At 65.4% G+C, this 10491-nt stretch carries 6 protein-coding genes, 1 tRNA gene and 2 pseudogenes; 4 read left to right on the top strand and 5 right to left on the bottom strand.

Annotation, left to right across the window (positions count from 1 at the left end; genetic code table 11):
- Nucleotides 1-31: 31 nt before the first annotated feature.
- A tRNA-Leu gene (locus XARJCFBP2528_RS04585) sits at nucleotides 32-118 on the bottom strand.
- Nucleotides 119-257: 139 nt separating this feature from the next.
- On the opposite strand from XARJCFBP2528_RS04585, the gene XARJCFBP2528_RS04580 reads away from it, so the two are divergent.
- From XARJCFBP2528_RS04580 to XARJCFBP2528_RS04575, 3 genes and pseudogenes are all read left to right on the top strand, one after another.
- Nucleotides 258-638, top strand: coding sequence for a response regulator (locus tag XARJCFBP2528_RS04580; RefSeq protein ID WP_026064880.1), 381 nt, complete (start codon nucleotides 258-260; stop codon nucleotides 636-638).
- A 179-nt stretch (nucleotides 639-817) separates the two neighbouring features.
- A pseudogene (locus tag XARJCFBP2528_RS24405) lies at nucleotides 818-1621 on the top strand (PAS domain-containing protein); the annotation flags it as partial.
- A pseudogene (locus XARJCFBP2528_RS04575) lies at nucleotides 1619-4609 on the top strand (PAS domain S-box protein); the annotation flags it as partial. The pseudogenes XARJCFBP2528_RS24405 and XARJCFBP2528_RS04575, both read left to right, overlap by 3 nt.
- Nucleotides 4610-5552: 943 nt before the next feature.
- Here XARJCFBP2528_RS04575 and XARJCFBP2528_RS04570 read toward each other — a convergent pair.
- Nucleotides 5553-7919: a Tex family protein gene (locus XARJCFBP2528_RS04570; RefSeq protein WP_016904405.1), complete on the bottom strand. Its 2367-nt coding sequence runs from the start codon at nucleotides 7917-7919 to the stop codon at nucleotides 5553-5555.
- A 243-nt stretch (nucleotides 7920-8162) separates the two neighbouring features.
- Complete coding sequence (locus XARJCFBP2528_RS04565; protein WP_016904406.1) at nucleotides 8163-8390, bottom strand: hypothetical protein; 228 nt, start codon at nucleotides 8388-8390, stop codon at nucleotides 8163-8165.
- 192 nt (nucleotides 8391-8582) lie between these two features.
- Here XARJCFBP2528_RS04565 and XARJCFBP2528_RS04560 point away from each other — a divergent pair, with 192 nt between their 5' ends.
- On the top strand, nucleotides 8583-9794 hold the full coding sequence (locus XARJCFBP2528_RS04560) for an NAD(P)/FAD-dependent oxidoreductase (RefSeq protein ID WP_016904407.1): 1212 nt from the start codon (nucleotides 8583-8585) through the stop codon (nucleotides 9792-9794).
- Here XARJCFBP2528_RS04560 and XARJCFBP2528_RS04555 read toward each other — a convergent pair.
- A complete protein-coding gene (locus XARJCFBP2528_RS04555; RefSeq protein WP_026064799.1) occupies nucleotides 9752-10240 on the bottom strand; it encodes a hypothetical protein in 489 nt (162 codons plus the stop codon). The genes XARJCFBP2528_RS04560 and XARJCFBP2528_RS04555 overlap by 43 nt on opposite strands.
- Nucleotides 10237-10437, bottom strand: a complete 201-nt coding sequence (locus tag XARJCFBP2528_RS04550) for a PspC domain-containing protein (protein WP_016904409.1) — start codon at nucleotides 10435-10437, stop codon at nucleotides 10237-10239. The genes XARJCFBP2528_RS04555 and XARJCFBP2528_RS04550 overlap by 4 nt, the downstream gene beginning before the upstream one ends.
- Nucleotides 10438-10491 lie beyond the last annotated feature (54 nt).

Genomic DNA, 10491 nt, shown 5'->3' with positions numbered 1-10491 from the left:
GATTACGGCAGCCGAAGCTGCCGTAAGTCATTGGTGCCGAAGGTGGGACTCGAACCCACACGCTTTTAAGGGCGGCGGATTTTGAATCCGCTGCGTCTACCGATTCCGCCACTTCGGCGTGGCCGCGCAGTATAGCGACTTGCGCATGAAACGAACAGTGTCAGAACGCGCCTGACGAATTCAGGTGCAAGCAGTGGCGTCAGCGCTGCAGTGGAGCAGTGTCGATATACTGACCGACTTAGGTGAAGGAGTAAGCAATGTCGGTGTTGCGTGGAGTTCGGGTGCTGGTGGTCGAGAACGACCAGATGAATGCCATGCTGCTCGACCTGCAGCTTGTCCAGGCGGGCGCGGTCGTGCTGGGTCCGGTCGGTGAAGTTGCGCAAGCGCTGACCCTGATTCAGGCCGATGCGCCGGAGATCGCAGTGCTCGACTACCGCCTCGGCAATGGCGAGACCAGCGAGCCGGTCGCCCGGTTGCTGTCGGAGCTCGGGATTCCGTTCGTACTGGCGACCGGTGTTGCCAGTGGCACCATCCCCAGCGGCTTCGAGCGCGGCGTGATCCTGACCAAGCCCTATTTGTCAGACGAACTGATCAGCGCGCTGTCCAGGGCACGGCAGCTGAGCGGCGCCGCCAGCTGAGCAACAGCGCAAGCGGGTGCGTCGCCAGCATGTATGCGCGGCCAGTCTTCGACGCTCTTCACCGTCAGCCACAGCTGCCGACCGCCTGCCGCGCTTAACATAGACCTCTCGCGCGGCCGCGCCGGCTGCCACACCCCCTCGATCACGGCCCGCTTGCCACTAGAATCGTGCATCCAGGCATGATGGGCAGGTCACCAATGGATATCGCCGTGTCGCCGTTTGCCGGTCTATTGCCGGAGACGTGCGAGACAGCCGGGCTGTTGCTGGCGTCGTCCGCATGCGCCGCCGACCCGCAGCTGCGCGACAGCCCAGCGCTGCGGACGACGCTTTCGCTGTGCCTGCATGCACAGGTGCCGATGCTGCTGGTCTGGGGCGAGCAGTCACGCTGCATCTACAACGATGCCTGCATCGCGCTGTTGGGCGAACGCCACCCGGCAGCATTCGGCCAGCCATTGGCGGAACTTGCAGACAGCGCTGGAGGCAACCACACCACTGCCGACGCGCGTGCAGCTTTGATGCTATCGGCGTGGTCCTGCAGCCCGGTGCTGCAGGCCGGCAAACCTCTGGGCATGCTGTATGTCGCCGGCACGCCCGCCCCTGCTGCAGGGCCGCCCCGTCGCGAGGCCGCGCCCTCAGCGGCTGCCCCCGCGCTCGACCAGTCACCGGCCTTCATGGCGGTGCTGCGTGGACCCAGCTACATCATCGAAAGCGCGAACCAACGTTTCCACGAGCTGGTCGGCCAGCGTCCGTTGATTGGCCGCCCCTTGCTCGAGGCGATGCCGGAAATCGCCGACCAGGGCTATCTTGAGCTGCTCGATGAGGTGCGACGCAGCGGCCGTCCCTTCATCGGCGAGTCGATGTCCGCCTATCTGCAGCGCACGCCCGGCAATGCGCCCGATCAGACCTTCGTGGATTTCCTGTATCAGCCGATGCGCGAGCGCGACGGCCGCATTGACGCGATTTTGGTGCACGGATTCGATGTCTCCCAGCAACGCAGCATGGCAAGTCGCGACAGTTTCCTGCTGATGCTCGAAGACGCGCTGCAAAACGTTTCCGATCCGCGTCAGATCATCGACACCAGCGTGCGATTGCTGGGCGAGCATCTGCAGGTCAATCGCTGCGCGTTCGGCCTGGCAGCGGCCGACGGCAGAACCATGCATGTGATCAGCGACCATGTGCAGGACATGCCTAGCCTGCAGGGCGATTTTCCGCTGGAAGTGGCGCAGGGCCTGCGCGACGCCCTGCTGGAGAATCGCCCCTGGTTCACCACCGATGCGATGGCGCCCGGCGCACCGGACTACGTGGCGCAGCAGTACCGACGCTCCGGCATGCGCGCATCGCTGGCGATTCCGCTGCACAAACACGGCCGCCTGGTCGCGGCCATCGGCGTGCATCAGCGCGCGCCGCGGCGCTGGCTGTCCACCGAGATCGAGCTGGTCCGCCTGGTTGCGGCGCGCTGCTGGGAATCCATGCAACGCGCCAAGGCGCAGCAGCAACTGGCCGCCAACGAGGCGCGGCTACGCCGACTGGCCGACACCCTGCCACAGATCATCTTCATTGCCGACCCGGAGGGTGAGCCGCATTACTTCAATCAGCGTTGGTACGAATACACCGGACTGGATCCTGCCGACCACCAGACCACCGCGTGGCATCAGGCATACACCGCCGATGGCCTGCAGCTGTCCGCGCAGGCCTGGGTGTTGGCCATCGAGGTTGAACGCGCCTACGAAATGGAGTGCGAGCTGCAACGCCACGACGGCCAAAGGCGCTGGCACCTGGCGCGTGCCCTGCCCGTGCGCGGCGACGACGGCAGCATCAGCGAGTGGATCGGCACCTACACCGATATCCATGACCGCCGTGCGTTCGAGCAACAGCTGCGCGAAAGCGAAGTGCGCTTCCGCGCCTTATGCGAAACGGTGCCGGCAATGATCTGGATGGCCGATGCGCAGGGCGACTGCGTGTACTGGAATCCGCGCTGGTACCACTTCACCGGGCAGGCCGAAGACCAGGCCATGGATCAGGGCTGGTGGGATGTGATGCATCCGGACGATGCCGAACGCGTGCGCCACGCATTCGGCCAGCCCTTGGAGCAGCGAGGCGAGTTCCTGGCCGAGTACCGCGTACGTCGTCACGACGGGCAATACCGTTGGTGCATCGATACGGCGTCGCCGCACTTCGCCAGCGATGGACGTTTTCTCGGCCACATCGGCTCGCTGACCGATATCTCCGAACGCAAGCTGATCGAGGATGAAACCGCCTCCGATCGCGCCATCCTGAGCCTGATCACCACCGGCGCACCGCTGCCGGTAGTGCTGGACGCCATCGCAGCGAGCGTGGAAGCGCGTGGCGACATTGCGCTGTATTGCGCGGTGATGGTGCTGGATGACGTACGCAAGACGCTGAGCTTCGGCTCGGCGCCGCATTTTCCGGTCGAGTACCGCGGGCATTTCGAAGCCTCGCCGATCGGACCGAACGGGCCGCCGTGCGCGCGCTCGGCCTATCTCGGGCAGCAGGTGATCTGCGAGGACATCCAGGCCGACCCCAGCTTCAGCGACCACCACGCGATTTCGGCGGCGCTGGGCATCTTTGCCTGCTGCGTGACGCCCATCCTGGACAGCAACGGGCAGGTGCTGGGCACGCTCAACATCTATTACGACCGCGTCCACCTGCCCTCGCTGCGCGAACAGGCGATGGCGCGCTCTGCATCGCATCTGGCCGGCATCGTCATCGAGCGCACGCGCGTGGATGCCAAGCTCAAGCAATCGCTGCAGGCCGAGACCGTCGCACGCAGCCAGGCCGAGCATGCCAGCCGGGTCAAGGACGAGTTCCTGGCCACGCTCAGCCACGAATTGCGCACGCCGCTCAATGCCATCCTGGGCTGGTCGCGGTTGATGCAGTCGGAGGTGTTCGAGCCGGCCAATCTGGGCAAGGGGCTGATCATCATCGAACGCAGTGCGCGTGCGCAGACGCAGATCATCGACGACCTGCTCGACATGAGCGCGAACCTGTGCGGCAAGATCCGCCTGCAGGCAGAGCACTTCGATATCGCAGGACTGATGCGCAGCACGGTGGAGTTGATGCAACCCTCTGCACTGGCGCGCGACATCGCACTGGAACTGGATGCACCCGGCGAAGCCGAGTTGTGGTTCTTCGGCGATGCCGGGCGGCTACAGCAGGTGCTGTCCAACCTGCTCAGCAATGCGCTCAAGTTCACCTCACCCGGCGGAACGGTGCGGGTGGCGCTGGACATCGAGGACGAACGGCTGCGACTGTGCGTGCAGGACACCGGCATCGGGATTGCGGCCGAGTTCCTGCCGCATGTGTTCGACCGCTTTCGGCAGGCCGATGCCGGCACCACGCGGCGCGTGGGCGGGCTGGGGCTGGGCTTGTCGATCTCGCGCCAGTTGGTCGATCTGCACGGCGGCAGCCTGGGGGCATCCAGTGCGGGCGAAGGCAAGGGGTCGACCTTCACCATCGTGTTGCCGTTCCAGCATGGGGTCAGCGATCTGCGTCCCGCGTCGGCCGGGTCGCTGCAGGTCGGTCCGCTGCCGAGCGACTGCCTCGGGCGCCTGGATGGCGTGCGCCTGCTGCTGGTCGACGACGACCAGGATTCGCGCGAGGCGCTGGTGCAGTTTTTGATGCTTGCCGGCGCGCAGGTGCAGGCGGCCGGCTCGGTGGAAGCGGCCGAACAATGCCTGGCAGAGACTCCATTCGACGTGCTGGTCAGCGATATCGCCATGCCGGTGCGCGACGGCTACGACTTGATCCGCACGGTGCGCTCCGGGCGCGCCGACCTGCCGCGGCACATCCCCGCGATCGCCCTCACCGCCTATGTGCGCGAAGAAGACCGCGACCGCGCAGTGGTCGCCGGATTCGATGCGCATATGGGCAAGCCGGTGGAACCACCCGGCCTGGTCGACCTGATCGAACGCCTGATCTTGCCGACGCGCGCGGTACGCAGCGAAGCGTGATGTCGCGCGGGAGCAGCTAATCAAAACAGCGTCGTCAACCAAGCGCTGCTTGCAACACACCCACCGACCATCCCGCTTGGTCCTTGCCCGCCCACCGTCGCGGGACCTTACGCGGCATGGATGCCGCGTAAGAGCCTACAAGAACGTACTTGCGGCGTGTCCTGCGATGGTGGTCGGGCAAGGGCCTTGCGACCAAGCCGCAGATCAAGCGCTCTGCACACCTGATTTATCTGCCCGCTAGGCTCCCCAAAAGGCACACGCCGCAATTTTGAGCAGCGGCGTTATTTAGCTGCAGAACAATGCCTAAGCCCAAAGCTCAGTGAGTCGAGTGCGCGGTGCCCTCGCCGCTTGCGGGACATACCGTGAATCCGTCCATGGAGGCTCCTCGGCGGCATCCATACCGCCGAGGGTCCCGCAACCGGCGAGGACACCGCACCAGAAAGTTGGTCGGTAGTCATGTGGAAACCCTGCTTGTTAGCGAGATTGCGTTAGCTCGCTGAAAAGTTCGTAAGTAGCCTCTTTGAGTCTGTCTGTCACCCAGCTCGCAATGCGACGATTTCAGACGCATCACTACTCGAACAACCGCGCGCCACGCCCTGCTTGCAACCAAACTCACCGACCATCCCAACAGGTCCTTGCCCGCCCACCGTCGCGGGACCTTACGCGGCATGGATGCCGCGTAAGCGCCTACATGGACCTACTTGCTGCGTGGTCCTGCGATGGTGGGCGGGCAAGGGCCCTGCAGCAAGGCCTCAGACCAGCCGCCTTACGACTGATCGTATCTGCATAGGCGCGCCGCGGTGGTCGGAGTGCACGGACCCGCAGCCAAGTTGCAGATCAGCCTGCCCAAGCGCGATCCAATCGCAGCAGCAGACCCGCCGCCTTGCGAGCGGGTCTATCTACACTGCCCAGCCACGCCAGGGCAGCCGCCGGGCACGCTGACTCAGCCGCGCTTGGCGCGTGCGAATGCCGCGGCCAGCGCGTTGTCGGCCGGCGGCGCAGTAGTGCGCGGCTTGCTGTTGCCCTGCGCCGGGCCACGCCCACCGCCACCATCGCGCCGGCCCTGCCCCGTGCCGCCGTTGCCGCGTTGGTCGCGCGACTGGGCTGCGGCATCGGCCGGCGGTGGCGTATCGGACAGACGGCAGGTCAGTGCGATGCGTTTGCGCGCCACGTCCACTTCCAGCACCTTGACCTTGACGATGTCGCCGGCCTTGACCACATCGCGCGGATCCTTGACGAAGGTGTCCGACAACGCGGAGATGTGCACCAGGCCATCCTGATGCACGCCGATGTCGACGAACGCACCGAATGCGGCCACGTTGCTGACCACGCCTTCGAGCACCATGCCGGGCTTGAGATGCTTGATGTCCTCGATGCCTTCGGCGAACTGCGCCGCCTTGAACTCGGGGCGCGGATCGCGGCCGGGTTTTTCCAGCTCCTTGAGGATGTCGCGCACGGTCGGTACGCCGAACTGCTCGTCGGTGAACAGCTCCGGCTTGAGCCCACGCAGGAAGCTGCCATCGCCCAGCAAGGCCTTGATCGGCTTGCCGGTGCTGCCGACGATGCGCTCGACCACCGGATAGGCTTCCGGATGCACCGCTGACACGTCCAGCGGCTCGTCGCCATCGGCGATGCGCAGGAAACCGGCGCATTGTTCGAAGGTCTTGTCGCCCAGACGCGGCACCTTGAGCAGGTCCTTGCGGCGCTTGAACGGCCCGTTGTCGTCGCGATGGCGCACGATATTTTCCGCCACCGTGCTCGACAGCCCGGACACGCGCGACAGCAGCGCCGCCGACGCGGTATTGACGTACACGCCGACCGCATTGACGCAGTCTTCCACGCGCGCCTCCAGCGCCTTGGCCAACCGATACTGGTCCACGTCGTGCTGATACTGGCCCACGCCGATCGCCTTGGGCTCGATCTTGACCAGCTCGGCCAGTGGGTCCTGCAGACGCCGCGCAATCGACACCGCACCGCGCAGCGACACGTCCAGATTAGGGAACTCCTTGGCAGCAAACTCGGAGGCCGAATACACCGACGCACCGGCTTCGCTGACCACGATCTTCTGCAGCTTGCTCGCCCCGCACAGCGCGATCGCCTCACCGGCGAGCTTGTCGGTCTCGCGGCTGGCGGTGCCATTGCCGATCGCAATCAGCTCCACGTTGTGCTGCATGCACAGCTTCTTGATCGTCTGCAGCGACTGCTCCCATTGCCGCTTGGGTTCATGCGGGTAGATCGTCTCGGTGGCCACCAGCTTGCCGGTGGCATCGACCACGGCGATCTTGCAGCCGGTGCGGATGCCGGGATCGAGCCCCAGCACCACGCGCGGGCCGGCCGGCGCGGCCAGCATCAGGTCCTTGAGGTTGTCGCCGAACACGGCGATCGCCTCGGCCTCGGCCTTCTCGCGCGCTTGGTTGAACAGGTCCAGCAGCAGATGCATGTGCAGCTTGGCGCGCCAGGTCAGCCGGCAGGCATCCAGCAACCAGCGATCGGCCGGACGGTTCTGGTTGGAGATGCCGGCATTGCGCGCCACACGGCCCTCGGCGTACTGATGGCCGGCCTCGGCATCGTTGCCCGGCTCCAGATCCAGATACAGGAACTCCTCGCGGCGCGCACGAAACAGCGCCAGCAAGCGGTGCGAGGGAATCTTGGACAGCGATTCGGCATGATCGAAGTAATCGCGGTACTTGGCACCGGCCTCTTCCTTGCCTTCGGCAACGCGCGCGCGGATCACGCCGTTGTCGTTCAACCAGCTGCGCAGCTCACCCACCAGGGCGGCATCTTCGCCCCAGCGCTCCATCAGGATGGCGCGTGCGCCCTCCAGCGCTGCCTTGATATCGGCCACGCCCTTTTCTGCGTCGATGTACGCCGCAGCAGCGACTTCCGGCGCCTGGTCCGGGTTGGCCAGCAGGCCATCGGCCAGCGGCTCCAGGCCGGCTTCGCGCGCAATCTGCGCACGCGTGCGGCGCTTGGGCTTGTAAGGCAGGTACAGGTCTTCCAGCCGCGACTTGCTGTCGGCCGCCACGATCTCGGCGCGCAATTCGTCGCTGAGTTTGCCCTGCTCGCCGATGCTGGACAGGATCGCCGCGCGGCGCTCTTCCAGCTCGCGCAGATAGGTCAGGCGCGTTTCCAGATTGCGCAATTGGGTGTCGTCCAGCCCGCCGGTGACTTCCTTGCGGTAGCGCGCGATAAACGGAACGCTGGCGCCTTCGTCGAGAAGGGCGATGGCGGCGCGCGCCTGGGCGGGTTGGGCACCGATCTCGTCGGCGATGGTGCGAGCGATCTGCTGGGCAAGCTGGCTGTCGTGCATGGCGGCGCGGCCGGAGCCGCTTCACTGAAAAAAGCATTTTCGCAGTGCTGGCCCGCCGCGGGAACCCGTTGACAGGATCGCCATAACACTATGCCGGCGCGCCCTTGATGGCTGACAAGCGCTAGCGGGCGATCGTCAGGTAGTTGCAGAGGGTGCGTAAGAGCTGAAGTACCGTTGCGATACCTGCAGCCGTGGGCACTTGGCGCCCACTGACGGTGGGCGCACTCGTCCGGTCGGCTGCGCTTAGCTGGCGCGACCTGCGTAATGCGTGGCAGCGCGCTCGACCAGGATGCTTTCGTGCAGCGATTCCAGTGCCATCACGCGGATCTTGCCGACGTCCTTCAACGGCACCATGCGCTCGACATAGATCTCCGGGCCGGCGTCGGTCATCGCGCGCGACTTGCTGAACCCGTAAGGCACAACTCCCTTGTCGCCATCTTTGCTGCCACCGACGTATAGAACGATCGACATGCCCACACCCTCGTTAACAACTGTGACTACGTTAGTGGCGCGAGCATAACGACCGTGCCGTGAGGAGCTTTCCACGCACGTTAACGCCGGCTGTTTGCGGTTTGGTGACGGCAGGATCCCCTCGCCTGTCTGCACAACCGCTTCACCCTGCCTGCCGGTCCAATTGCGCTTCGCCCGCACGTACGAAACCGCATGGACCTCAAGAGTGGCTACCCGTTCTGGTCGATCCGCAACGGGTTGATGCGCGCCTATCCGCGTCTGGAGCGGGACACCGATTGCGAGGTGGCCATCATCGGCGGCGGGGTCACCGCCGCCCTGATCGCGCACGAACTGCTCAAGCACGGGCACGAGGTGGTGGTGCTCGAGCAGCGCGAGATCGGCTGGGGCAGTACCTCGGCCAGTACCGCCTTGCTGCAGTACGAAATCGACACACCGATGATCGCGCTGGCCAGGCATTACGGCATGCCGGCGGCAGCGCTGGCGTACGCTGCATGCGCGCAAGCGGTGCTCGACCTTCAAGGCCTCTGCAATACGCTGGGCGGCTGCGACTTCAGCCGTCAGGACAGCCTGTACTACGCCAGCCGGTCGCGGGATCTCGACGACCTACGCAGCGAACTGCAGGTGCGAAAAACCCACACTCTTCCGGTCGAATGGATCGAGCGCGCGCCGTTGTGGCACAACTACGGCGTACGCTCCGAGGGTGCGATCCTCAGCCGCCTGGCCGCCAGCGTCGATCCGTATCGGCTGTGCTACCGCCTGTTTGCAGAAGGCGAGCACTACGGCGCGCGCATCTACGACCGCACCGCGATCGCCACCCTCACACCCCACGACCGGCATGTCGCGTTGCGCACCCGCGATGGGGTCACGCTGCGCGCCCGGCACGTCATCATGGCCGCAGGCTACGCAAACCAGCAGTGGCTGTCGCAGCGCGTGGCACGTAACCGCAGCAGCTACGCATTCGTGACCGATCCGCTGCACGACGGCGAGATGGGCGCGCTCAAGCACACCATGATGTGGGAAACCGCGCGTCCCTATCTCTACCTGCGCAGCACGCCGGATGGACGCGTGGTGGCCGGCGGCGAAGACGACAACATCGATCTGCCCGCACGTCGCGACGCACGTGTCATGCGCAGGCTGAAGACGCTGCTGAAGAAGATCCACCAAACGATGCCGGACATCAGCCTGCGCCCGGTGTTCGCCTGGGGTGGCACCTTCGCCGAAACCGCCGATGGACTGCCGTTCTTTGGGCCGCATCCGCAACATGGGCCGCGGGTCTCGTTCGCGATGGCGTACGGCGGCAACGGCATCACCTACAGCGCGATCGGCGCAGGCTTATTGCGCGCGCAATTGGAAGGCAGGCCTCACCCGTTGTCGGACCTGTTCGGTTTCTCGCGGTTGCGCTGAGATCCCCACGGCCACCAGCCGTGGCCATGCAGCGCATATGCGTCGGCGGCCCGTTCCAGCGGATTGCGTACGTGGATGCCGCCGCACAGCAAATACACCGGCAAAAACAGCGGGCCGAGCAGCATGTACTGGTAGACATGCGCACGCTCGTGGTCGCCCAGGCGCACCAGCGGGTGCTGACAACGTCCGGCCGCATGCGCATACGTGCTGCACTGCAGATCCAGCGAGGCGCCCTTGAGCAGGATCACATTGCCCAGTGTCATCGCCCCGCCCGGTCCCCATGGCCAGGCATGGAACACCACCGCCAGTTCCTGCCCGGACCAGCGCGGACGCGCGCCGAAACAGCTGCCGGCGGCACCGATGGCAAGGCCGAGCAAAGTATTGGGCAGCGTCCACAACGCGCCCAGCACATGCAGCGCGGACCACCCGCGCCGGGCGGGCGTCAGTCGGCCTGGTTGGGGATCAGCAGCCACAGGATCAGATAGACCAGGATGCCGGGAAACGCCGCCGAGGCGATCGAAACGATCACGAACAGCACGCGCAGCAGCGTGGAACTCCAGCCGAAGCGGCGGGCGATGCCGCCGACGACGCCGGCGATCATGCGATCGTTGAGAGAACGGGACAATGCGGTGGTCGTGGCCATGGAAAGCTCCTTCGAACGTGGCGCCCAGTCTAGAAAGCGCAGCGACAGCGCGTC

The sequence above is a fragment of the Xanthomonas arboricola pv. juglandis genome, assembly GCF_001013475.1.
Classification (GTDB): Bacteria; Pseudomonadota; Gammaproteobacteria; order Xanthomonadales; family Xanthomonadaceae; genus Xanthomonas; species Xanthomonas arboricola.
Note: the sequence above shows the minus strand (reverse complement) of the source record. Positions and strands in the feature narration are given on the sequence as shown.